Annotated in this window: 24 protein-coding genes; 11 read left to right on the top strand and 13 right to left on the bottom strand. The window is 69.8% G+C overall.

Translation table 11 applies throughout. The features are described 5' to 3' along the window. Positions 1-62: 62 nt before the first annotated feature. Both MYSTI_RS38055 and MYSTI_RS38050 read right to left on the bottom strand, forming a co-directional pair. On the bottom strand, positions 63-1,898 hold the full coding sequence (locus MYSTI_RS38055) for a hypothetical protein (RefSeq protein WP_015353193.1): 1,836 nt from the start codon (positions 1,896-1,898) through the stop codon (positions 63-65). Continuing rightward, positions 1,888-2,625 carry a cupin domain-containing protein gene (locus MYSTI_RS38050; protein WP_015353192.1) on the bottom strand — a complete coding sequence of 246 codons (738 nt, stop codon included), beginning with the start codon at positions 2,623-2,625 and terminating at the stop codon, positions 1,888-1,890. Before MYSTI_RS38050 ends, MYSTI_RS38055 begins: the two co-directional genes overlap by 11 nt. Positions 2,626-2,723: 98 nt before the next feature. On the opposite strand from MYSTI_RS38050, the gene MYSTI_RS38045 reads away from it, so the two are divergent. Then, positions 2,724-3,185: an acyl-CoA thioesterase gene (locus tag MYSTI_RS38045; protein ID WP_015353191.1), complete on the top strand. Its 462-nt coding sequence runs from the start codon at positions 2,724-2,726 to the stop codon at positions 3,183-3,185. Between the two features lie 52 nt (positions 3,186-3,237). Next, a complete protein-coding gene (locus tag MYSTI_RS38040) occupies positions 3,238-4,008 on the top strand; it encodes a class I SAM-dependent methyltransferase (RefSeq protein ID WP_015353190.1) in 771 nt (256 codons plus the stop codon). 7 nt (positions 4,009-4,015) lie between these two features. Here MYSTI_RS38040 and MYSTI_RS38035 read toward each other — a convergent pair whose 3' ends face one another. After that, on the bottom strand, positions 4,016-5,233 hold the full coding sequence (locus tag MYSTI_RS38035) for a hypothetical protein (RefSeq protein WP_015353189.1): 1,218 nt from the start codon (positions 5,231-5,233) through the stop codon (positions 4,016-4,018). A 194-nt stretch (positions 5,234-5,427) separates the two neighbouring features. Here MYSTI_RS38035 and MYSTI_RS38030 point away from each other — a divergent pair, with 194 nt between their 5' ends. Then, positions 5,428-5,835 (top strand): Mpo1-like protein, encoded by a 408-nt coding sequence (locus tag MYSTI_RS38030; protein ID WP_015353188.1) that lies wholly within the window; start codon positions 5,428-5,430, stop codon positions 5,833-5,835. 122 nt (positions 5,836-5,957) lie between these two features. Then, positions 5,958-6,680: a YebC/PmpR family DNA-binding transcriptional regulator gene (locus MYSTI_RS38025; RefSeq protein WP_015353187.1), complete on the top strand. Its 723-nt coding sequence runs from the start codon at positions 5,958-5,960 to the stop codon at positions 6,678-6,680. A 72-nt stretch (positions 6,681-6,752) separates the two neighbouring features. On the opposite strand, the gene MYSTI_RS38020 is transcribed toward MYSTI_RS38025, so the two are convergent. Together MYSTI_RS38020 and msrA are read right to left on the bottom strand one after the other, a co-directional pair. Next, entirely contained in the window at positions 6,753-7,253 is a 501-nt protein-coding gene (locus MYSTI_RS38020) for a general secretion pathway protein C (RefSeq protein WP_015353186.1), read from the bottom strand. Positions 7,254-7,443: 190 nt separating this feature from the next. Further along, complete coding sequence (gene msrA, locus MYSTI_RS38015) at positions 7,444-8,100, bottom strand: peptide-methionine (S)-S-oxide reductase MsrA (RefSeq protein ID WP_015353185.1); 657 nt, start codon at positions 8,098-8,100, stop codon at positions 7,444-7,446. Positions 8,101-8,234: 134 nt separating this feature from the next. Here msrA and MYSTI_RS38010 point away from each other — a divergent pair, with 134 nt between their 5' ends. Next, on the top strand, positions 8,235-9,845 hold the full coding sequence (locus tag MYSTI_RS38010; protein WP_015353184.1) for a Sapep family Mn(2+)-dependent dipeptidase: 1,611 nt from the start codon (positions 8,235-8,237) through the stop codon (positions 9,843-9,845). A 3-nt stretch (positions 9,846-9,848) separates the two neighbouring features. On the opposite strand, the gene MYSTI_RS38005 is transcribed toward MYSTI_RS38010, so the two are convergent. Then, positions 9,849-11,906 (bottom strand): ATP-binding protein, encoded by a 2,058-nt coding sequence (locus MYSTI_RS38005; RefSeq protein WP_015353183.1) that lies wholly within the window; start codon positions 11,904-11,906, stop codon positions 9,849-9,851. A gap of 278 nt (positions 11,907-12,184) precedes the next feature. On the opposite strand from MYSTI_RS38005, the gene MYSTI_RS38000 reads away from it, so the two are divergent. Next, positions 12,185-13,147 carry an ornithine cyclodeaminase family protein gene (locus MYSTI_RS38000; RefSeq protein ID WP_015353182.1) on the top strand — a complete coding sequence of 321 codons (963 nt, stop codon included), beginning with the start codon at positions 12,185-12,187 and terminating at the stop codon, positions 13,145-13,147. A gap of 91 nt (positions 13,148-13,238) precedes the next feature. Next, entirely contained in the window at positions 13,239-13,523 is a 285-nt protein-coding gene (locus tag MYSTI_RS37995; protein WP_015353181.1) for a YgaP-like transmembrane domain, read from the top strand. 21 nt (positions 13,524-13,544) lie between these two features. Here the strand turns inward: MYSTI_RS37995 and MYSTI_RS37990 are convergent, their stop codons facing one another. Continuing rightward, entirely contained in the window at positions 13,545-14,249 is a 705-nt protein-coding gene (locus MYSTI_RS37990; RefSeq protein ID WP_015353180.1) for a hypothetical protein, read from the bottom strand. A 96-nt stretch (positions 14,250-14,345) separates the two neighbouring features. Beyond that, positions 14,346-15,275 carry an NmrA/HSCARG family protein gene (locus tag MYSTI_RS37985; RefSeq protein ID WP_015353179.1) on the bottom strand — a complete coding sequence of 310 codons (930 nt, stop codon included), beginning with the start codon at positions 15,273-15,275 and terminating at the stop codon, positions 14,346-14,348. A 127-nt stretch (positions 15,276-15,402) separates the two neighbouring features. Between MYSTI_RS37985 and MYSTI_RS37980 the strand changes: the two genes are divergently transcribed. The 4 genes from MYSTI_RS37980 to MYSTI_RS37965 are packed head-to-tail and all read left to right on the top strand — an operon-like array spanning position 15,403 to position 17,796. Then, positions 15,403-16,008, top strand: a complete 606-nt coding sequence (locus MYSTI_RS37980; RefSeq protein ID WP_015353178.1) for a hypothetical protein — start codon at positions 15,403-15,405, stop codon at positions 16,006-16,008. A 12-nt stretch (positions 16,009-16,020) separates the two neighbouring features. After that, the gene (locus tag MYSTI_RS37975) at positions 16,021-16,725 is read left to right on the top strand and encodes a hypothetical protein (RefSeq protein WP_015353177.1); all 705 of its coding nucleotides are present in this window, start codon (positions 16,021-16,023) and stop codon (positions 16,723-16,725) included. 4 nt (positions 16,726-16,729) lie between these two features. After that, complete coding sequence (locus tag MYSTI_RS37970; RefSeq protein WP_015353176.1) at positions 16,730-17,146, top strand: hypothetical protein; 417 nt, start codon at positions 16,730-16,732, stop codon at positions 17,144-17,146. 17 nt (positions 17,147-17,163) lie between these two features. After that, the gene (locus MYSTI_RS37965; RefSeq protein WP_015353175.1) at positions 17,164-17,796 is read left to right on the top strand and encodes a hypothetical protein; all 633 of its coding nucleotides are present in this window, start codon (positions 17,164-17,166) and stop codon (positions 17,794-17,796) included. Here the strand turns inward: MYSTI_RS37965 and MYSTI_RS37960 are convergent. The 5 genes from MYSTI_RS37960 to MYSTI_RS37940 form a co-directional block, all read right to left on the bottom strand. Further along, complete coding sequence (locus MYSTI_RS37960; RefSeq protein WP_015353174.1) at positions 17,780-18,181, bottom strand: DUF2203 domain-containing protein; 402 nt, start codon at positions 18,179-18,181, stop codon at positions 17,780-17,782. The two genes, MYSTI_RS37965 and MYSTI_RS37960, sit on opposite strands and share 17 nt — an antisense overlap. A gap of 103 nt (positions 18,182-18,284) precedes the next feature. Then, positions 18,285-19,076, bottom strand: a complete 792-nt coding sequence (locus MYSTI_RS37955) for a hypothetical protein (RefSeq protein WP_015353173.1) — start codon at positions 19,074-19,076, stop codon at positions 18,285-18,287. A gap of 57 nt (positions 19,077-19,133) precedes the next feature. Then, positions 19,134-21,056: a beta-propeller domain-containing protein gene (locus MYSTI_RS37950; protein WP_015353172.1), complete on the bottom strand. Its 1,923-nt coding sequence runs from the start codon at positions 21,054-21,056 to the stop codon at positions 19,134-19,136. Positions 21,057-21,180: 124 nt separating this feature from the next. Continuing rightward, positions 21,181-21,765, bottom strand: a complete 585-nt coding sequence (locus tag MYSTI_RS37945) for an endonuclease V (RefSeq protein ID WP_267881043.1) — start codon at positions 21,763-21,765, stop codon at positions 21,181-21,183. Beyond that, positions 21,693-22,967, bottom strand: a complete 1,275-nt coding sequence (locus tag MYSTI_RS37940; RefSeq protein WP_015353170.1) for a DUF1444 family protein — start codon at positions 22,965-22,967, stop codon at positions 21,693-21,695. Before MYSTI_RS37940 ends, MYSTI_RS37945 begins: the two co-directional genes overlap by 73 nt. Positions 22,968-22,971: the final 4 nt, after the last annotated feature.

Below are 22,971 nucleotides of genomic sequence, written 5' to 3'. Positions count from 1 at the left end.
ACCGCTGTGCGGTTGTGGGACAGCCGTTGTTCGGAGGTGGCACGGCTGCCCTTGGGGGACCCCTAGATTTTCAGAGGGGGCTCGATGAGCGTCGGAGGCGTGGCCTTGGCGTCATCCGGCTCGTACGCGGGCGCCTGGGGACCCGCGTGGGTGCGCTTCCACTTCCGAGGCACCCGCTCGATGCCCACGGGATACACCGTGAGCTGTCCCTTCGCGTTGATGTGCAGGCGCAGGAAGTTCTTCCAGTCCGGCAGCGCCAGCGAGATGAACGCCTCGTTGGAGTGGGCGCCGAAGAGGTTGACGCTCAGCCACAGGTACAAGCCCATGACGAAGGGGCCGAAGAGGAAGCCGCCCAGGAACGTGAGGCCGGAGGACATCGCGAACTTGCCCGCCAGGTGCAGCCAGCCCGCCGTGCAGTTGAGCCCGTCGGGCGTGAGCTCGGGACAGATGCCCATGCCACTCACCGCCAGGTAGGTGCCTCCCCACGCGACGAAGAAGGCCGTGAAGATGTGGGCGAGGCCATGCAAGGTGCCCGCGAGCCCGCGCCACTTGCCGAAGGCCGCGTCCGCGAAGCCGATGAGTCCGCCGATGGTGGCGAGCCCCAGCACCATCGTCCAAGGGCGGCTCACCATGCTGTTGCCCACCGCGAGCACCACGTCGCCGAGCTGGGAGACCCCCAGCGAGCCCACCTCCGCGTAGGCCGCGAGCGCGAGGAGCAGGTACAGCGCGCCCGTCAGCAGGCCGAACAGCGGGCTGTAGCGGATGAGGAACAGGTTCTTTCGCGCCAGGCTCCGGGACGTGCGCTCATCCGGGAAGCTCTTCTGGAGCATGTACCCGTCGCGCAGCACATGGGCCTTGGGCGCGTGCGTGGGGTGCATGAAGGCGCCGCCTCCGCCCGCGGTGATTTTCTGCCGGCCCGCCGCGTCCTCGTGGCGCCGGTAGTGGTGCAGGTCTCCCGCGAGGAAGATGCTGATGCGCCGGCCGAGCACCTTCTCCTGGAGGTACTCCAGGTTGTTCTCCAGGTAGCTGCCCTTGCGCCGCTGCGTGGCCGCGAGAATCCAGGCGGGCTCCGCGTTGCAGAGGATGACGCGGTCCTCCGGGCCCATCTGGTCCGCCACCTGCCGGAAGTACTCCACCTGCGGCACGTCGATGTCGCTGTTGAGCTGCACGTCGGTGCCGATGAGCCACCACCCCTGGGGCAGCTTCAGCGAGAAGTAGCTGCGGCTCTGCCGCGTGCGCCGTCCGGCAATCCAGCGGTTCGCGCAGAACAGCCGCATGAACGCGGACAGGCCGTCGTACCAGTCGTGGTTGCCCGGGATGATGAACAGGTCCGGGTTGGGGGTGCTCGAGCGGCGCATGGCCGCTTCGTAGGGCTGAATCAATCGCTCTTCGTAGACCTCGCGGCTGGCGCCGGGGTACACGCCGTCGCCGCCCATCACGAGCACCCGGCCGCGCTGCGTGTCGAACTCACCGGCGCGCGGCTGTCCTCGCACGGGGAGCTTCAGCTCCGGCAACGCGAGCAGCCGCGCCACGGTGTACGTCGAGTCCCAGCCGTCGCCCGTGTCCGCGACGTAGTCGAGCCAGAAGTCCCCCTCCGGCGACGTCTCCTGTGAGTAGTCGAAGTAGGGGTCCTGCGGACGCACGACGGCTTCGATGAGCCGATGGTCCGCGCGGGCGCCGAACACGGCGGCGACGAGTGCGTCCAGGCCCGTGCGCAGCAGCTGGGCGGGGTGGAGCCACCGCACCATGCCCGCGTGATGTTGAGGCTTCGTCGCGGTGCCGCTGTCGGAGATGGGCGCCGTCTCGTTGCGAGAGAGCACCGGGTGGGGGCGCGGCGTCGGCTCGGCGGGGGTGGTGGGTTCCTGGCGCTGCGCCGTCCCGGTCGGCTTACGGGCCATGGGGGGCGGTCTCCCTGGGGCCTTGGGTGAAGCGCTGCTCGGGGCCGGAGCCCGCGTAGACCTGCACGGCCTTGAAGGGCGCGCCGGGGGACACCACCTTCGCGGAGTGCTTCGCGCCCGCGGGGATGTAGACGGCGTCTCCCTTGCTCACGCGAAGCGTCTGTCCCGCCACCGTCATGTCCGCGGCGCCGTCCTCGATGTAGAGAATCTCGACGCTCGTGTCGTGGGTGTGTTCGGGCACCTCGCCGCCGGGCTGGAGCTCCAGCAGCGTGAGCGACGCGGCCGTGGCGCCCGTGCTCGCGTTGAGGAACAGCGTCGCGCGGCCCTTGCCTCCCGCGATGAGGTGGCGCGGGGCCTCGGCCGGGGTGACGCGGTGGCGCACGGGGCTCGTGGGCGCGATGCCCGCCGGGGTGGTGCTCGCGGTGGCCGCCGGGGTGGTGGTGCTCGTGGTGCCCGCCGGGGTGGTGCTCGCGGTGGCCGCCGGGGTGGTGGTGCTCGTGGTGCCTGACGTCTTCGCGGGGCTCGTGGAGGGAGTGCCCGTCGCGGCCGTGGCGCTGTCGGGCCGTGGCGCCTTCGCGGGGCTCGTGGACGTGGGGCCTGTCGCGGTGGGGGCCTTCATCGTGCCGGAGCGAGGGGCCTTCGGGGCCTCGGGCGAGGTGGCCCAGGCCGGGTGCGCGACACCGAGCCCCGTGAGGGCCAGCGCGGAAAGCAGGAGTCGTGGACTCATCGTGTTGCTGGATTACCACGGTGTGGGGTGCTGGCTGGAGGGCAGGCAGGCGGTGTTCTTCGTTCCCTCGTGGCCTCGACTGGGGCACCCTGCCTCCCATGGCGGATATCTCCCCCAAGGACTTCCCCGTGAGCGTCCCGTTCACTCTGCATTGGAGTGAAATGGACGCGTTCGGCCACGCGAACAATGCCCGGACCTTCACGTGGTTCGAGTCCGCTCGCATCCCCTACCTCTCGCGCGTCGGTCTGACGGGACCCTCTGGCTCGGGAGACGCCCGCGCCCCCGGCGGCATCGGTCCCATCCTCAAGACCACGCAAGCCGAGTACCTCCGCCCCGTCGTCTTCCCGGCCCGGCTGGTGGCCTGCGCGCGGACCTCGCGCATCGGCAACTCGTCCATGACGCTGGAGCACGCCGTGTTCGGCGAGGAGGACGGTGTGCTCTACACGAAGGGCACCGCCGTCATCGTGGCGCTCAACTACGTCACCCACGAGACAGTCCCCATTCCCGCCCATGTGCGGGCCGCCATCGAAGCGCTAGAGGGACGCACCTTCGGAACATGAGTCCGCCCAGGCCGCCCCAGCAACGATGCAGCCCTCGAGCGAGGCCCTCCGTATGAGCGAGCCCGTGCGGGACTTCTACGAGGGGCTGGCGGAGGAGTACCACCTGCTCTTCGCCAACTGGGCGCAGACGGTGGAGCGACAGGGCGCCACGCTGGACGCCCTGCTGCGCCGCAGCGGCGCGCCCCCTCCCCGGCGTGTGTTGGATTGCGCGTGTGGCATCGGCACCCAGGCCCTGGGGCTCGCGGGCCGAGGCTATGTCGTCCACGCCACCGACCTGAGTCCCACCGCCGTGGCTCGCGCCGAACGCGAGGCGCGGGCCATGGGCGTCCACCTCACCACGGGCGTCGCGGACATGCGGACCCTGGACGTCCAGGTGCCGGGCTCGTTCGACGTCGTCGTCGCGTTCGACAACGCGGTTCCGCACCTGCTCACCGATGAGGACCTGGACGCCGCCGCGAACGCGATGGTCTCCCGGCTGGTGCCCGGCGGACTGCTGGCGCTGAGCATCCGCGACTATGACCTGCTCATGACGCAGCAGCCGCGCTTCACCTCGGAGCGCGTGCTCGATGCGCCCGAGGGCCGCCGCATCCTGTTCCAGGTCTGGGACTGGTCCACGGACGGCAGGACGTACAAGGTCCATCAGTTCATCCTGCGCCCCGAGGGTTCAGGCTGGCAGGCCACCGAGCACACCGGCGTCTACCGCGCGCTCCAGCGCGTGGAGGTGGAGCGGGCGCTGACTCGCGCGGGCCTGGTGGACACGCGCTGGTACGCCCCCGAGGAGACGGGCTTCTATCAGCCCATCCTCACCGGGCGCCGGCTGTGAGACCTGCTCAGCCGCCGCGCTTCGCGTCCGCGGGCGCGTTGGGGTGGCGGATGAGCAGCAGGCGCAGCTGCGGCTGACGGCGCACGGCCTCCTGCTTGAGCAGGTGCGCGATGAGCGCCGGGGGCGCCGCGCTCCACCGCGCGATGTTCTGGATGAGCATGGGCGAGCGATACGTGCGCCCGCACAACATGGAGGCGGTCTTCCCATCCACGGACATGCCCACGAGCGCGCCCAGGGCGCGGCCCTCCGTGTTGAGGATGAGCTCCACCTTCTCCTCGGCGGGGCCGGTGGTGAAGCGCTGACGCAGCACCTCGCGCGCCGAGCGCCGCGTCGACTCCGGCACGTCGCGGTCCACCGTCACCTTGTGCAGCTCCATCAGCCGCCGGGCGCTCCACAGCCGACGGAACAGCCCCGAGGGCAGCTGCGGGTTGCGCACCAGCCACCGCCGCACGCCCGTGTCCGCCGTGAAGGCCGCGCGAGCACACAGCGCCTCCAGGCCCACGGGGTTGCGGTGGTTGCGCGCGATGAGCCGCGCATGCGCCAGGCCCGTGCGCGGATTCTCCATCACCGCCTTGATGATGGCGGGCACCGGGTCGAAGCACAGCGCGGACAGCTCCGGGTCCTCCGCCCCGCGCGCGACCGCCACGCGTTGATCCTCCGGCAGCGGGTGCAGCCGCGTCTCGAAGAGCTGGCGGTAGTTGCCCAGCGCCACCTCCGGGAGGTCGTCGTCCTCGGGCCCGTCCGTGGTGTCCGAGGACGGGGAGTCTTCGGAGGCAGGGGGAGCGGGTGCGGTGGTGTTGGCCTCCGCCTCGTCGAGCATGAGGTCGAGGGTGGGCAGTTCCTCCTCCGTGGCCTCGACGGGGGCCTCGGGCGCGAGCGGCTCATCGCCGGGACTCACCGTGGGGGAGGGCGAGACCGGCCCCGCACCCGGGGCTCCCGCCGGGGAGGGCGCGGGCCTGGCGGTGGCTGCTCCAGGGGTGGCCCGCAGGCCTGGGGTGGTTGAGGGAGGGGCTCCCCCCGCACTCGCCACGGGAAGCAGGGCCCCCTGGGAGAGCAGCCGGGTGAGGATGCCCTGGAGCCGCTCGGCGGGAAGGCCCGTGAGGGCGGGCAGATTCCGGGCGGCGGTGGCGCCATCCAGACGGGAGAGCACGAAGCCCTCCTCCGGACTGAGGGTCAGGCTGCGCAGGTCCACCTTCGGGTTCGGCTTGGGAATCCAATCCGTCATCGCGCCCGAGTCTCCCACGACCCGTGGCCTTCGCGGAGTCCTGGTGTCCCAGGAAATCGAGCCGATAACGGCCTGTCGAAAAATGCGCGTGAGGCTGGATGGCGGGGTGTCTGCCTGCCTGCCCGGCCGTGGGAGGGGCCCTCGGGCACGCGGTGGGTTGACGTGAAGCCCCTGCCTGGACACAACTTTACCCTATGTCCAAGCCCATCCAGACCTATGGCGAGTTCTGGCACTTCTACCTTCGTGAGCACTCGCTGCCGGTGACTCGGCGCTTCCACTTCGTGGGGAGCAGTCTGGGCGTGGCCACGGCCGTCGCGGCCATCGTCACGGGCCGCGCGGCGCTGATTCCCGTCGCGCTCGTCTCCGCCTATGGCTTCGCGTGGTTCAGCCACTTCTTCATCGAGCGCAACAAGCCCGCGAGCTTCAAGTATCCGCTGTGGTCGTTCATCTCGGACTTCCGCATGGCGGGGTTGATGGCCGTGGGGCAGTTGGACGGCCACATGGAGCGCGCGTTCGCGAACGGCGCGCAGGGCACGGGGACCAACAGCTTGTCGCCCGCGCAGCTCGCGCGGGGTGACGCCCAGGCGCAGCAGGCCCGGTAGTTCCGCGGGGCCGCACGTGCCTCGGGGGTGGGCCCGCCCGAGTCCCATCACAGCGCTGGAAGGTGGACGCCCCGTACATCAATCGCGGGCGTCCCCTCCGAGTTGCGCTAGATTCGCCGCCCATGGGACGCATTTTCGAGACACGCAAGGCCACGATGATGGCCCGCTGGAACAAGATGGCGAAGGTCTTCACGCGCATCAGCAAGGACATCGCCATCGCGGTGAAGTCCGGCGGACCCAGCCCCGACACGAACTCCACGCTGCGCCGAGTGCTCCAGAACGCCCGCGCCGCGAACATGCCGAAGGACAAGGTCGAGGCGGCCATCAAGCGCGCCAGCGGCAAGGACACCACCCAGTACGACATCGTGTTGTACGAGGGTTATGCGCCGAACGGCATCGCGCTGATTGTGGAGACGGCCACGGACAACGTGGTGCGCACCGTGGCGAACGTGCGGGCGTGTTTCAACAAGCACTCCGGCAACCTGGGCAGCACCGGCAGCGTCGCGTACATGTTCAAGCACATGGGGGTCTTCCGGCTGAATCCGGAGGGACTCAACCAGGAGGAGCTGGAGCTGGAGCTCATCGACCACGGCCTGGAGGAGATGGGCGAGGGGACGGGGGAGAAGGGTGAGAAGCAGCTCATCATCCGCTGCGCCTTCGCCGACTTCGGCAAGCTCCAGCACGCCATCGAGGAGAAGGGCCTGACGCCCATCTCCGCCGACTCCGAGTACATCGCGGAGAACCTCATCGAGCTGCCCGAGGACAAGGCCACCGAGGTGCTCGAGCTGGTCGACATGCTGGAGCAGGACGACGACGTCCAGCGCGTGTTCCACAACCTCGGCTGAGCTGGCTTCGCGGCCCGGGATGGAGTGGGCGCTCCTCGCGAGCGTCCCCGTCACCGGGCCGGTTCCTTTCCCTCACTTCAAGTCGTAGACCTTGTGCAGCACGACACCGTCGCGCAGCAGGTCCACCTCCACGCGCCGGACATCCTGCAACCGGGTATAGGCCTCCATCGCCTTCTCCGGCGTGTCGAGGGCGTGGCCGTTGACGCGCTGGAGGATGTCTCCGTTCTGGAGCCCCAGCCGGGCGTAGATGGAGCCCGGGCGGATGGCGAAGAACTTGAATCCCTGGGCCTTGCCTTCCTTGAAGGCGGGGACGATGCGGGCCTGGGTGGCGGGTGATTCGTTCTGCTGCGAGAGCTGCTCGGTGAGGCTCGTCGCGACGGTGACTTCGTAGCCGTGCTCGCTCACCTGTCGCACGTCGCCCGCCTTGGCGAGGCCCTCCTGGAGCGGCAGCGTGGGGTCCGCCGGCGTCTCATGCATCAGCTTGGAGACGTACAGGAGTCCCGCCGCCATCGCGGAGACCGGGACGAGCGCGACTGCGAACAACCAGAGGGACTTCCGGAACATGGGCTTCATCGTGTGGGCTGCCTCCTCCCCCTCGGGGGTGCGGAGGACAAGAGCAATCACGATGCCAGCACGTCCCTCGTGTCTGTCTTCACTCGGGAGACACACCTGGAAGCCAGACAGGACGCGCCAGAGGAGGGGCCCGTCCTGTCAGGGGTTGTTCAAGCGAGGATGACAAGCTGTCGTGACAGGTTGTCACGCCTCACGCGCTGACGCCGACCCCGATGGGGCAGCTCACGCCCGTGCCGCCCAGGCCGCAGTACCCGTCCGGGTTCTTCTCCAGGTACTGCTGATGGTAGTCCTCGGCGAAGTAGTACGTGGGCGCGGGCAGGATTTCGGTGGTGATGGTGCCCAGCCCCTTCGCGGAGAGCGCCTTCTGGTACGCGTCCCGGCTGGCCTCGGCGGCGCGCTGCTGCGCCTCGGTCGTGAAGTAGATGCCGGAGCGGTACTGCGTGCCCGCGTCGTTCCCCTGCCGCATGCCCTGCGTCGGGTCGTGGTTCTCCCAGAACACGCGCAGGAGCTGCTCGTAGCTGACCTTCTTCGGGTCGAACACGACGCGGACCACCTCGTTGTGGCCGGTGAGCCCGCTGCACACCTCGCGGTAGGTGGGGTTGGGCGTCAGGCCCGCCGCGTAGCCCACCGACGTGCTGTACACCCCCGGCGTCTTCCAGAACTTCCGCTCCGCGCCCCAGAAGCACCCCAGGCCGAAGACGGCGGCCTCGTGGCCTTCGGGGAGAGGGCCCTTCAGGGGTGTGCCCAGCACCTCGTGCCGGGGGGGAACGGGCATCTCCTCCGCGCGGCCAGGCAGCGCCTCCGCGGACGTCGGCATCCTCAGCTTCTTGGTGGAGTCGAAGAACATGCCCCAGGAATAGCCTCCCGCCCGTCGGGTTTCACCCCCAGAAGGGGCAGGGGGCCCTGCGGGCGCCACGCGGAGCCGCTGGCCGTCCGCCGAGGTAGGCCCGCCTGCCCCGGTGAAATAGGGTCTCCCACCGCATGCGCCTCCCTTCCGCCGCCGCCTTCCTGTGTCTCGTCCCCTCTCTCGCCCTCGCCGGGCAGCCGGATGCCCGCTGTCAGGGCTCCCCCAAGGCCCGCGCCGCGCGCTTCTCGGCGAAAGCGATGAAGGAGGCCTCTCCCCAGGAGCGGCATGCCGCGTACGTCCAGGCCTGCGCGCTCGACGAGGTCGTGGAGTTGACCCAGCAGCTCGTGCGCTTCAAGACGGTCAGCAGCGAGGTGCACGCCTCGAAGAGCCCCGAGGTCGCCGCCATGGGCCGCTTCCTCCAGAAGTGGGCCAAGGCCCACGGCATGGCGTACCGCGCCGTGGGCGCCAATGACGTGTTCGAGCTGTCCTGGGGCTCGGGTGAGCCCTCCTTGGGCCTCGTGTTCCACGGCGATGTGGTGCCCGCGCCCCCGCACGAGTGGAAGCGCCCGCCCTTCGAGCCCTACGTCCAGGACGGCCGCCTCTTCGGCCGAGGCGTCGAGGACGACAAGGGGCCGCTCGCGTCGGCGCTGGTGGCGCTCGACTACGCGCGTCAGCTGGGCCTGAAGCCCCAGGGGCGGGTGCTGGTCATCGTGGGCAATGGCGAGGAGAGCGACTGGAACGGCATGGGGCGGTACGCGGCCAGCGAGCCCAAGCCCACGCACGTCATCTCCGTGGACTCCTCCTACCCGGTGGTGGCCGCGCAGTCCGGCTTCGTCGCGTGGAACCTGGCGGCCCCCGTGGGCGAGGCGGTGAAGTCTCCCAGCGCCACCCTGCGCGCGGTCGACGTGAAGGGCGGCGAGTTCCTCACGCAGGTGCCCGGCGCCGCGACGCTGAAGCTGGTGCCCGCGGAGGGCCGCACCCTCGCGCAGGCGCTGACGGAGGTGCGCGCCGCCATCGACGCCGAGCAGAAGGCCCGCGCCTCGCTCAAGGCCGAGGTGAAGGAGGACGCGCAGGCGCTCGTGCTCACCGTGCACGGCAAGGCGGTGCACGCCTCCATCGCCGACGAGGGACACAACGCGCTGTGGGACTTGTCCGCGGTCGCGGCGCGGCTGCCGCTCGAGGACAACGGCATCGCCGCCATGCTGCGCGTCCTGGCGCAGCGCTTCGACGGGGACCACTTCGGCAAGAAGCTGGGCGTGGCGTACGCGGATGATGGGTTGATGGGGCCGTTGATTGCCGCGCCCACGGTGCTGCGCGTGGCGGACGGACAGGTGAGCCTGGGCGTCAACATGCGCCGTCCTCGAGGGCAGGACGCCGCGACGTTCAACGCCGCGCTCGACAAGGCCGCCGCGCTGGTGGGGCAGGACTCCGGTGGGCGCTTGAAGGAGGCCACCGGGCGCTACGTGGGGGATGCGCACGAGGCGGACACGTCCGGCACGCTCGTCACCACGCTGATGGACATCTACAAGCGCCACAAGAACGCCCCGGACGCGAAGCCCACGTCCGTGCGCGGCGGCACCTATGCGCGGCTGTTCCCCAAGGCCGTCGACTTCGGCCCCGGCTTCCCCGGCGAGGAGTACACGGGCCACGCGCCCGATGAGTCCATCTCGCTGGAGAGCCTGCACGTGGGGACGCAGATGCTCGCGGAGGCCATCCACACGCTGGCCCTGACGCCCGCGAAGTGACGGCTACGAGGCGGCCCTGACGCGCGGCCAGTACACGCGGAACGTGGTGCCCTCCTCCTTCGAGGAGCGCACCTCCACGCGGCCGCCGTGCGCGCGGGCAATCTGGTGGACGATGTAGAGGCCCAGGCCCAGGCTGCGCTGCTGCTTCTGCGGAGAGGTCGCCTTCGGAGGCGCGGCCTCGGGCGTCTTGAACGGGTCGAAGATGCGCGGCAGGAGCTGCGGCGCAATGGGCTCGCCCCGGTTGTGGACCTCCAGCAGCACGTCGCGCGCCTCGCCGCGCACGGTGGTGCGGATGGGGGAGTTGTCGTCGCCGTGCTGGAGCGCGTTGGCCACCAGGTTTCCCAGCACCTGCGCCACGCGGTCCGGGTCCCAGTCTCCCGACGTGTCTCCAGCGGTCTCGAACACGAGCGGGCGCCCCGGGTGCGCCACCTGCAACTCCTCCAGCGTGGCCTGACACACGTCGGCCAGGTTCATCGGCTGGGGTGAGACGGGGATGCCCTCGCCCAGCTTGCTGCGCGCGAAGTCGAGGATGTCTGTAATCATCCGGCCCATCCGCCCGGCGGACTTGCGGATGCGCTCCACCGCGCGGCGCTCCGCGGTCTCCAGCTCCTCCGCGCGCGCGAGCTGGAAGGCCGACGCGCTGATGGCATTGAGCGGGTTGCGCAGGTCATGGCCCAGGATGGCCAGCAGCTGCTCGCGGAAGTCCAATGCACGCTGGAGCGCGGCCTCCGCCAGCTTGTGGTCGGTGACATCCACCAGCACGCACCCCAGGCCCAGCATCTCCGCCTCGCGAGGCCCTCGCACCGGATAGAACGTCGCCTGCCACATCCGCGTCCCCAGCTTGGACTTCAGCTCGGAGGGCGTGGCGAACTCGAAGGACTGCAAGGGCTCGCCCGTCTCCAGCACCCGTCGGAGCCGAGGCTCCAGCAGGTCCGCCACCGCGGGGGGCAGGACGTCCCGGAGCGGCTGCCCTTGATGGGCCTCCACGGGGAGGCCATTGAGCTCCGCCAGCGTCTGGTTGATGCGCAGGTAGCGCAGGTCGCGGTCCAGGAAGGCCATGCCCAGGGGCGCGGCCTCCAGCAGCGCGTCGAGCAGCGCGAGCGAGCGCTGGGCCTCCACCCGCGCCTCCCGCTCCAGGTCCTGCAATCGGGCTTGGAGGATGTACGCGGCCCCGCGCTGACACATGGTGCGGAACAGCAGCAGGTTCGCATCGGAGAAACCAAACGTCGTGCGCGAGGCGAGATAGGCCACGCCCAGCAGGCGCGTGCCCTCCACCAGGGGCACGCCGTAGAGCGCGCGCAAGCCCTGCTCCCGCGACACGGGCAGGACGCCGTGCGAGTCCAGCGCGCCCGCGCGCAACATCACCGGCTCGCGAGTCGCCGCCACCTCGCCGACGAAGCCCTCGTCCAGCGCCAGGGAGCCGCCCCGGGGTGTCTCGGCTCCCAGCCCCACCGAGGCGCGCGGCACCAGCCGGTCCCCCTCCACCAGCAGCACTCCGGCGGCATCCACCTCCAGGGCTGACTCCACCATCACGGTGAGCAGCCGCATGAGGAAGGTGTCCACCGGCGGGCTGTCCAGCGTGGCCTGGGCCATGCGGTCCAGCGCGTGGAGGTGGCGCTGGCGCTCCTCCGCGAAGCGCCGCACCGTGCGCACCACCGCGCGGTCCAGGAAGTCCTCCAGCCGCACCAGCTCGCCGCGCGCGAGCGGACGGGGCAGGTCCTCGATGCGCAGGAGGATGCACTTGCGCAGGAGCGCGAACTCGGCCGCGACTTCGCCGACGTCGAAGCCCTGGCTCAGCCGCGTTATCGCGTGCTCATCCACCAGCGGGACTTCGGGGCCTTGCTCTCCCAGGTCGAGCGCGTCCGCCAGCGCGAGGAGCAGGCCCGGCATGTGGTTGAGCAGCCACGAGTGCTTCTTCCCCTCGCCGACAGGGTGCGCGTGCATCGCGCGCTCCCAGTCCTCCAGGAGCGCCTCGTGATGCGAGCGCAGGAAGTCCGAGGCCCTGAGCGGTGTTGTCCGCTCGGACTCGCGCTGCCCGGGGCGTGTCTCCGGCTCCTGCATCACCCTCCTCCCGAGGCGCCGCCCTCTCGTACCGTCCGTTCCGAGAATCTGGGCACGAGGGCCTCTGTATGTAGGGCCGGGCACCCGGAATGGCGGGCGTCACACGTCCGAGCGCCTCACCGTGCCCTCGGAGTCCGGGGAGCCCGCGCAGCGCTTGTCTCGAATGCCTGTCTCTCCCCGCCGGACAGGCGATGTGTCCATTCGTCGTCCGCAGACAGGGCGGACGAGGCAACGTCGGGGCTGTCGTCGCGCACCTGCTCGATTAGGGTGAAGGGCAGATGCGCACCCTTCTGTTGACCCGTTCCGATGTGTCTCGCAACCTCCAGGCGCTCACCCTGTTGGAGGACATGCGGGACGCCTTCCGCTCCGACGCCCTGGCGCGCACGGTGGCACCTCAGCGCGTCCGCGCGCCCCTGCACGCGGAGGGCACCGCGCTGGTGCTCTTCCCCGGCGCGCTGCCGGACGTCCCCGCGTACACGGTGAAGACCCACTCGAAGTTCCCCGCGAGGACGCCGGCCATCCAGGGGGTGCTGCACCTGAACGACGCGGCCACCGGGGAATTGCTCGCGGTGATGGACTCCGGGCACCTGACGGCGGTGCGCACGGGCGTGGTGGGCGCGCTGGCCGCGGACGTGCTGGCGCGTCAGGACGCGAGCCGCGTGGCGCTCATCGGCGCGGGCGCGCAGGCGGTGATGCAGCTCAAGTCCCTGCGGCTGGTGCGCTCGCTGTCGCACGTGCGGGTGTTCGACACGGACGCGGCGCGGGCCTTCGCCTTCTGCGCGCGCATGTACCAGGAGCTGAACATGCCGGTGCGCCAGGCGGACTCGGTGGCGGAGGCGGTGGAGGACGCGGACCTCGTCATCACCGCGACGTGGAGCCGCGAGCCCTTCCTGTTCCCGGGCATGGTGCGGCCCGGCACGCACATCACCACGCTGGGCGCGGACGAGCCGGGCAAGGTGGAGGTCTCCGCGGAGCTCTTGAGCCAGTCGCGTGTCTTCTGCGACCACCGGGGCCTGGCGCTCGCGGGAGGGGCCGTGGGCAACGTGGGGCTGGGCGAGGACGCCATCCACGCGGAGCTGGGCGAGGTGATTGCCGGCAGGAAGCCCGGGCGGCGCTCCGATGACGAGGTGACGGTGTTCACCTCGGTGGGGCTGCCCTTCCAGGACCTGGCCGCCGCGTGGCACGTGTACCAGGCGGCGAAGGGGGACGACGCCATCAGCGGCCTGGACTTCGGAGGCTGAAGGCCCGGCCCGGCGGGCGTGCTCGAGCGAAGAGGCCCGGCCCTTGGTTGCCCGCAGGTGCGTGTGCATCTTGGGGCCGTGGGAGGTGCACATGATTGTTGGCTTCATGGCATCGCGAGCGGGGCGGTGGCTGCGAATCGTGACGGGCTCCTGTCTGGTGTTGGGCGGGCTGCGCGCGGGGTCGTCTCGAGGCGCCGCCCTGGCCCTGCTGGGCCTGGGCCCTGTCGTGACGGGCCTCCTGGACGTGGTGCCGCTGGGGCCGCTGTTCGGCTTCTCCCTGCGCGGGGAGGACATCCGCCGCGAGCTGGGGATGCCGCGCGAGGCGTCGCTGCTCAATGGCCATCACCGACGCCCCTTGTCGGTGACCTTGCACTGATGGACGTCCCGGGTTCAGGGGCTACTGCTTGACCTGGAATGGGATGTCGAGGGTCCCCAGGACCTCGCCGCTGTTCGCGTCCACCGGGCGGGCTTGCAGCACCACGCCTTCGTCGCGTCCGCTGACGGACTGGAAGTAGAGGAAGCCCTGCATGGTGCCTCCGTCTTCCAGGGTGCCCTCGGGCATCGACTTGCGGAGCATGTCGCGGGTGGGCAGGGGCTCCTCGCATTGGTAGCCCCAGTAGGGCGGGCCTGGGTAGTACGGCCCGTAGAAGGGCGAGCCCCAGCCCCCGCGCCAGCCCCAGCCGGTGCGCCAGGCGGGCCCCGCGCCCACGTAGAACGTGGAGGAGCGACCGGAGCCGCCCGTGCCTTCGTCCCTCATGGAGGAGGAGCGCTCCGCGGCGCCCACGGGGAAGGCGGGCAGCGCGGAGTAGCGGAAGCGCGACTGGGCGCCGATGAGCTGGAAGTCCTCGTTCTCGATGCGGAGGGTCCGGCCGCTCTGGTTCTCCAGGCGGACGTAGACGGGGGTGAGGGTGCCCTCCAGGTTGGAGGGGGAGCCCTTCCACGCGGAGCCATCCGCCACCAGCCTCACGCCTCCGGCTTCCGCGACGGCGGTGTTCTTCCTGTCGGGGAGCACCTGGGCTTCCGTCGAGGGCTTGAGACTCTTCTCCGTTGCACAGCCTGCCACCAGCAGCAGCACGGCGGTGGCGGGCACGAGCGCGCGCATGCGATGCCTCCTCGGGTTTCAAGGTAGGCAGTCGCGAGGGCTGGGGAGGCGAGGCGTCAAGGCTCCCCCGGGGCGGAGCCGGGGGGGCGTGGGGCTTCATTGTCCGGCAGGCGGAGGCGTGGGCTCCGCGGCGGCGTGAGGCCAGGCGGGCGAGGTGAGTCCGCTCCAGTCCTGTCGCCGGGCCCAGTCCTCGAAGGTGCTCCAGCGCACGTCGGGGTAGTCGTTGCGCAGCGTCACGGTGTTCGCGTGGTAGCCCACGCGGTCCAGCCATTCGTACATGGCGGCGAGGTCCTCGCTGCGCTCTCGGATGTAGTCGAGGGGGATTTGTTCGAAGTGGATGCGGTGGCCGCTCACCATGGAGAGCAGGCCGGCGGCCTGTTGGCCCGTGACTTCGTCGGAGGCGACGTCGATGCGGCGGTCCATGTGGCGCTCGGCGTCCTCGAGGACGCGGGTGGCGAGCGCGCCCAGGTCCTCCATGGCCACCATCTGGAGGCCGTGGGTGGGAGGCAGGCCGAGCGCGAGGACCCCGGCCTTGAGTCCTTCCTCGAACATGGGGCTGTTGAAGTTCTCCATGAAGAAGGTGGGGCCGAGGATGGTGAAGGGCAGGCCGCTGCGGCGCACGTGGAGTTCGACGCGGTGCTTGCTGTCGAAGTGGGGGATGCCGGTGAGGCGGTCCGCGCCGGCGACGGACGAGTAGACGAAGTGCTTCACCTCGGCCATGCGAGCGGCGTCCACCTGGTTCATGCCGTGGCGGATTTCGGCGTCGACGCCCGACTCGAAGGGGGTGGCGACGGCGTAGAAGGCGTCGACGCCCTCCGCGGCGCGGGTGAGGGAGGGGAGGTCGTCGAAGTCGCCGACGGCGAGCTCGACGCCCAGGGCCTCGAGCTCTCGGGCGGCGGGGGAGTCCGCGCTGCGGACGTAGCCGACGACGCGGTGGCCTCGCTGTCGGAGGTGGCGCGCCACGGTGCCGCCTTGCAGGCCGGTGGCTCCGGCGACGAGCACGGAAAGGAAGTGGGCCCTGGGCATGTGTGAACCTCGCGACAGACGGTGCTGACGGCTCTCGGGAAGTTGGGGATGGAGGGGCGTGGTGACGAGCACGGGGAAGGGGCCGCTCGTGCCCCTGGCTGGGCCCGTGGCATGTTGCTGGGTGCCCATGAGCAAGAGAGAGACGCCGAAGGACTCCGCGCTGGTCGAAGCCGCCCGCTCGCTGGAGGAGGGGCTGACGCGGTTCGAGGCCCTGAGCCAGCAGCTCCAGGGGTTGCCCTTGCAGACGGAGAAGCACCTGGAGCGCGCCTCGGCGACGCTCGCGTCGTTGGCGGACATGGACGAGGACCTGCGTGTCCGTATCACCACGTTGGTGGGGGCCATCTCGCAGGTGCGCGACAGGCAGCAGGCGCAGGCGGAGGCGGTGCATGCGCGAGCGCAGGAGCTCCAGCAGCGCACGGAGGTCTTCAAGGACTTGCTCGTGCGCTACGGCGCGGTGGGGCAGAGCGCGGGGGACTTGAACGTCCGGATGCAGGAGTTCGCGGCGCGCAGGCAGCAGGCGAAGACAGCGGAGGAGCACGCGGAGGTGGTGGCCGCGTTCCAGGCGCTGCAGGACCGGATGAAGGAGGTCGCGGACGAGGCACAGGCGGTGGCGCGGTCCGCGGAGGAGCGGGACTTCAACGACATCGGGAGGCAGGCGGACTCACTGCGCCAGCAGTTGCTGGCCGCGCGCAACAAGATGGCACTGCTCTACAAGAGTGTTGGCGGTGGGTGAGGCCACCCATGCATGCCCAGATTCCCCAGCCGCGCACTCGTCATGGCTTCGCTGGTGGGCCCGATGGTGTCGGGCTGCAATGCACCCAACTTGAACGTCCGGGTGGTCACGCTACCCAACGGGCAGCTTCAGGTTGACGGCCCGCTGGCGGGTCCGTTCGACACGCTCGAGGACCTGGCCGAGAACTCGTGCAAGCTGCTGACCTCGCAGCCCGGTGCGTCGGCGATGAGCGCCTCTCAGGCCAAACACGGGTTCGAGTACTGCGCGCTCTACTATCGAACCCTGGAGGACCAGAAGTACTACCTCAGCTACCTCTCCGACATCGGTGGCACCCGCCCCAACGGAGAGAAGTTCTGCGCTGTTCCGACGGCCATCCATACGTTGGACCGCAAGACGGCGCTGTTGCTCGGCCCCTCGCACAACCATCCGCACAACCCCGAGTTCTCCAAGGGAGACTTGGGGAAGGGGCGTGCAGAAGGATGGTCTCCCCTGGGGGGCGTTGCCCGTGTCGCCGAGCCGGGGACTCAGCAGGTGTGGGAGCGGAAGCTGCTTCTGTTCTACTGGGATTGGCGGGCCAGCGTGTGCCGGACGTTCATGTACAACTACTTCTCTCGAGTGGTCTCGGCCCTTCGAGATGGAAAGTGGGTCCCGATTGGCAAGGCGGTGGGACGTGATGGTGATTTCCAGCCGTTCGAAGGGCAGCACTGGATTCCTTGAGCCCATGAGGACCGTGCTCTTCGTGGTGCTCTTGGCGCTCTCCTCGACCGCGTGCTCCTTCTTCGGGTACGTCAAGCAACCCAAGCTCGAGTGGGCGCCGCCCGAAGAGGCCCGACGGCTTCAATATCCTTCGAGCTGGGAAGGCGCGACCGTGATGGAGGGTCCGGCGGTGCTCGCTCTCGATACCGCGCTCAAGCACTACTTCTCCCACGGCGTCGAGTCGAACACGGCGGATGAACGCCTGGCTCGCTGCCTCTCCCAGCCCAGCACCTATGAGGTCTCCATCAAGAAGGGCGAGGGTGGCATCTTCTATGTCTTCTTCTTTCCCTCCATCGAGAGGTGTGGCCTGACCACGACGCTCCTCGATGTGGAGACCGTGTACGCCATTGATGAACAGGGGCGTATCGTGGGGATCAAGTGACAGCGCGTCGAGTCGCGATGGCCACGGCCTGCACCTGCCTGTTGGGGTCAGGAGGATGTGCGACCGTCCGCACGACTCTGGATGTTCGTGTCCACGACACCCCCAACGGACCCGTTCGATACGAGGGCGATATTGTCGGTCCCTACGACGACATGGATGAGCTCGTCGACGTGGCGTGTACGGCCATGATGCAGGCTCGCGCTGGCTCCGAGGTGTCAGGCTATTGCGCTCTGTTCTTTGACGATGAGACCCATGAGTCCAAGTGGGTCATCAGCCATGTCTCCCCGATGAGAGAAGGTGTCGAGCACGCTGGCCGGACGTGTGAGCTACCGGGAGACCCCGCGGCACCTGCCTCGAAGTCCGTCCTGTTTCTCGGGGCCGCACTCGAAGCACTCAACGGACCGGGGTGGAAGTGGCAGCCGACGCACTTCCTCAATCAGGACACCGGAGAGACGTGGGGAGCCGATACCCTGGTGTTCGATGTGGCCTCACCCGGGACCTGCACGGTGCATGGGTACATCGGCTTCAGCCGTGTCGTGACCAGGCGGGTCGACGGTGGATTCGTTCCGCTTGGTGCTGTGTACAACGACCACGGGCTCATCCAAGCGCTGAAGCGTGAAGAGCAATCGCCGCTCAGCTCAGATAGGTAGGAGCGAACTCATCCGGGCTGTCGATGGGGCGGCGTCCCGAGAAGCCGTCATACATCCCATGCCAGTGAGACACAGCGGGCTCACCCAGTCTCCAGCACAGGTACACCGGCTCCTCTCCCCGGTGCGCCCGGAAGTCGACGAGCCCCTGCGCCCCTTTGATCTCCAGCCCCATCTCGTGGAACTCACGCAGCTCCAGGCGCACCTTCTCCAGCAGCGCGTCGCGCTCCTCGCGCAGCGCCTCGTGGTTCGCCAGGGCCTTGCCCTCGGGAGTGCCGAGCGTCTCCACCAGTTGCTGCACGCGCTCCACCCACGGGCGGATGTGCTCGAAGGTTCGGCTCAGGAGCGGCACCAGCCGGTTCGCCTCGTCCACGTTGAAGTAGCGCATCACCCCTGAGCATGCAGCGGCCCCCCAGGCGTCGCCATGAAAGCTTTTCCAGAGCTTGGACAACCTCTCGGACCACACACTCGATGTGCGGACGTCTCGACGCTCAGCCCCGCAGCAGCGACGTGTGGTTGTCCTGTAGCCACCGTTGCGCCGTGTCCCGCAAGGGGAAGGTGTCCTCTTGTTGAAGGAACGCCGCCGAATGCCCTCGCGCGCAGCGTCCCTCCGAGTCCAACCCGCCCCCCTCCTCTTCATGCAGGTCCGCATGAAGCATCGAGTGGAACACCAGGTAGTCCACCACGAACGCCGGGACATGCGGCCGATCCAACGCGGGGTGGATGCGAATCTCCCGCAGCCGCGCGTCATAGCCCCCGACATGGATGCTCCGCCGCCGCCCCTTCGCCGGCCGCCGCGCCCAGCCGATGTCCACGCGCACCCGGCCGCCGAACCACTCGGCATCCAGCCTCGCCAGGATGGCGCGCAAGTCGAAACACCGACCCCGCGAACGCAGGGCCTTGCCGGGCCGCCGCTCGCGCCGCACCAACCCCTGCCGCTCGCTCGCGTAGGTCTCCAGCCGCTCCGCCGCGCTCGCATCGGAGCGGGCGGCGTAGCGCGCGATGGCCTGCACCACGTCGTCGGGTGCCTCGAGGAAGAGATGATGCAGCCGCAGCCGGAGCCCCGAGTCCACGTGGCGGAAGCTCACCAGCGTGGCGCGGTTGTCGGTGAGCCGCAGATGGACCGGCACGCCCAGTCGCTGAGACAGCCGCCGAGCGAGGTTCGCGGCCTGCAACAGCGCCTCCTCCCGCTCCGGCAGGCGACGCTCGGACGAGGGGGCAACGGCCGCTTCTCGCGCGTCGGTGTCGAACAAGCCGAGCTGTGAAGGAGACGCGCCGCCCATGGGTCCCCGGAAGGTATGCCCATGGAGCGGGGTTTTCCAGCGGGGCGAAGGGCCCTGTCAGCGCGCCGGTTGCAGATACGACACGCGGAAGGACTCCTCCACCGCGCTCCCGGTGACACGCGCCTCCAGCAGCTCGTAGCCCATCAGCGCGAACACGCGGTCCCGGTAGAAGATGGGGCGCGCATTGCCGTACCAGTCCACGCACGACGTGCTGCAAGCGTCGTAGACCGGCGAGGTCTCCGAGGCCCTCAGCGCCCCCAGGTTCGTCAGCCGCAAGTCCGGGTCCACGCGCATGAAGGACACCTCCGCCGAGCCGTAGGTCAGGTGTCTCCACTGCTCACCCTGGAGCCTCAAGGGCAGTCCCAGCACACCGCCCCCGTCCGCCCCCGCCTTGAAGAAGAAGCCATGGCTGCGCGTCTCGCCTTGCGTCGAGCCCTGGTGCCGGAAGTAGCCGCGCCGCTCGGGCCCGCCGTCCCCCAGCGCCAGCGAGGTGAGGTGCAGGCCCGCCGGGTCCTCGCCCACCACGAGCGCCCCCTGGGGGCCCAGCGCCTCCAGCCGAAGCACCGTGTGCCCCAGCGAGAGCCGGTGCACTTCACGCGGCGAGCGCAGGTCCGTCACCCAGACCGTCTGCTCGCCCGGAGTCGTGCTCCACGCATCCTTCGCCTCACCCGAGCCCCACAGCACGTGGTTGCCCACGAAGCGATTCTGCCGGAGGCCCTGCGAGGGGCCCGGCAGCACGGTGAAGTGCTCCGGCCGGAACGGCGCCAGCTCCTGGGAGAAGTCCGCGAGCGGCGCGCGCATCAAGGCCATGGGCCCATCGACCTGGGACAGCTCCCGTCCCCACTTCCCGGCCTGGGCCACGAGCAGCGCATCCAGGTGTCCGTCCGCGTTCTCCCGCAGGGAGAAGGCATCCGTCGGGCTGCCTCGCGTGCGCAGGGCGGAGGGCTCCCCCCCGTCCAGCGGCATCCGGTACACCACCGAGTCGCGAACCCGCTCCGGGTCATACTTCTCGCCCTCGACGGTCCACGACTCGAAGCCCGGAGAGACCCAGACGTACACCGCTTCGCGCGACACGTAGAAAGTCTGCCCGTGAGGCCCCATCAGCGCGCTCGCCGTGCACGAGAAGGCCGGCGCGTTCAGGTCGCACCGCACCACCGTGTGCAACATGGGCCACAAGGTGGTCTGCAAGGGTTTGTAGATGTCCATCCGCGAGAGCACGGGGTTCCACGCGGAGAACCCGACGCCGCTCAGCCACGAGCGCACCCTGGGCAGCTCCGGCGGCAGGCCCCGCTGGCCCGAGAGGATGACGGGCATGTAGAAGACCAGCGTGCCATTCACCAGCCGGCTCGCGTAGCCCCGTGCCGAGTAGTAGTCGCCGGAGCCGATGAAGTGCGTGCCCTCATGGGTCAGCCCCCCCGCGTCGTCGAGGCGGAAGAGGCCCACCTCCGTCGACCTCAAGGTGTAGCTGTAGCCCACGACGACGATGCGGCGGCCGAACACCAGCATCTCGTCGTACCAGGTGCTGCTGGCGAACCCCACTGGATACGCGGCGACCTGGGCCACCGGCTGCAACGCGCCTTCCACCTGTCGCACGGTGAAGAGCCGGCCTCGGCGCAGGACGACGAACCAGTCACCCACCGCCTTGACGATGTCACCCTCGTCGACGCCGGACTCCTGGTTGTGCGTGATGGACGGGTCCTGCGCGGGAGGTTCCGGTGCGAGCCCCCCTTCATCGCCGCTCGCGCCGCCGCAGCCCAGGACGGGGCCACCGCCCGACCACAGGCTGTCCCGAATCCGCTCCAGCAATTCCAGGTGGAAGTCGAACGCCTGCTCCGTCCCGAAGCGCTCCAGCCGCGTGAAGGTGATGGCCTCCACCTCCGCGCGCGTGAGCGGCCGCTTCTGGTCGGGACACGCGGAGATGACGAGGACGAGCAACAGGCCCGAGAGGACCTGGCGGCGCTGGAGGCGTGGGGGACGCATGGGGACTCACCCCTCAGCAAGAGCCGTACCGATAGTGTGTCTGACTTTCTCCGAGGAGGCGCGGCCCGGGGCGGGGTGCGTCGCCCTGGGCGGACATGACAGATGTGTCAGGGATACAAGTCCGTCACGCCTCGCGGCACAGCCGGTCCACGCGGCCCAGCAGCGTGGGCCTGCGCGCGTCGCCGTGCATGCGCTGGATGTGCGCCGCGGCGGCGGTGGGGCTCAGGCCCACGGCGGTGACGAAGAGGGGGCGCTGGCTCTGGCCTCGCAGCACGGGGACGGCGTTGTTGCTGGAGTGGAAGGCCGTCTTCGCCACACCGATGACGGGCACCGCGCGGCCCAGGGCCTCGTACAGGTGGGCGCCCAGGCCGGGCTTCTCCTCACCCAGCCACACATAGCCATCCACGACGATGGCCTCCAGTGTCTCGGGCACCCGGGCCAGCACCTTCAGCAGGTGGGGCAGCTCCCGGCGGTAGAACTGCCCCGGCTCATAGGACTCGGCCGGAGGTCCGCGCTCCACGTGGTGCGCGGCCTCGGCGGCGTCCGTCCAGTCGCGGAACACGACACAGGCGGCGACGGTGACCTCCGAGCGGTAGTCCACGTCCAAGCACGCGAGCATCGTCCGCTCCGAGAAGGTCAGGGAACTTCGTACGTCGAGATGTCCACGGCCGCCGCGCGCAGCTGCTCGAGCACCTTCGGCTGGGGCCACGCCGTGGTGCGGTAGCGCACCGGCCACAGCTCCGGCACCCGCGTGAGGCAACCAGGGGCCAGGCGCTGCACGACGGAGAAGGGCACGGGGACGAGGTCCTCCTCGCCCAGGGCCAGGACGACGACGTCCGTCTCCGGCAGGAGCGCGTCCACGTCATCGCTCCAACTGCACCAGGACAGCGGCGACTCGTCCTTCTCGCGGACCAGCGCGCCGTAGCTGGCGACGAACAGGTCCACCTCCTTCGCCTCGTGCTGCTCGTCCAGGAACTCCTTCTGGGCGGTGTACTCACCCATGGCCAGGCGCACGTGCGTGCGGCGGATGCGCAGCGCGAGCGCGTCCTGGCCGGGCCTGCGGTAGGGCACCACGCGGCCCGCGTCGTCCACGGTGTAGAGCGCGGGGGAGATGCTGCGCGCGCTGGCGTCGAACTCGCGCTCGCCCAGCTCGCACAGCCGGCTCACCGTGGCGGCGTCCTGGTCTCCGGCGATGACCAGCGTGGAGCGCGTGGGGATGACGGCGATGGGGCGCCCCGACACGCGGCCCGCGAAGGACGCGAGGAAGCCCGGCAGCAGCAGCCGCGACGTCTCATACGAGTCCTCCGAGTCGACGGACCAGATGGGACTGGGCCGCTCCTCCTGGAGGTCCACGCCCACGTCCCGGATGCTCGCGAGGTTGGCGAAGGCGGTGACGAAGGCCTCCTCCTCGGAGACGCCCCACTCGTTCAGGTGTTCGTACTGCACATACATGGACGCGTCGGGCTGATCCACCACCAGCAGCTCGCGCAGGAACGGGAGGGTGTGGCGCGCCACCAGCGTGCGCGTGGGCGAGTCCGCCGGAGGTGCCATCACGCCGAACGCGGCCGCGCGCACCACGGGCAGCAATTGGGACTGCACCTCTTCCCACGTGGGCTGCCGGTCACTCGTCTTCGCGAAGGCGCCGAGGAAGCGGCGGATGACCTGTGAGCGCTGCTCGGGGGACAGCTCGCGGGTCTCCGCGAAGAGGTTGTCGAGGAACGTCTGGACGGACTCGCCGTCCCTCGTGAAGTGCAGGCCGTAGTCGTCCTTCAGGCGTCCCACTTCTTCGACCGAGGGGTCTTCGGCCAGCGCGGCCTCCACCTCGCGAAGCAGATACTCACGCGGGCTCACCACTTCCTTCGAGCCCGCGTCGTCCTTCCCACCACCAAAGAGCTTCTTCCAAAACCCCATGCGC

The organism is Myxococcus stipitatus DSM 14675 (genome assembly GCF_000331735.1).
In the GTDB taxonomy this organism is placed as follows: domain Bacteria; phylum Myxococcota; class Myxococcia; order Myxococcales; family Myxococcaceae; genus Myxococcus; species Myxococcus stipitatus.
Note: the sequence above shows the minus strand (reverse complement) of the source record. Positions and strands in the feature narration are given on the sequence as shown.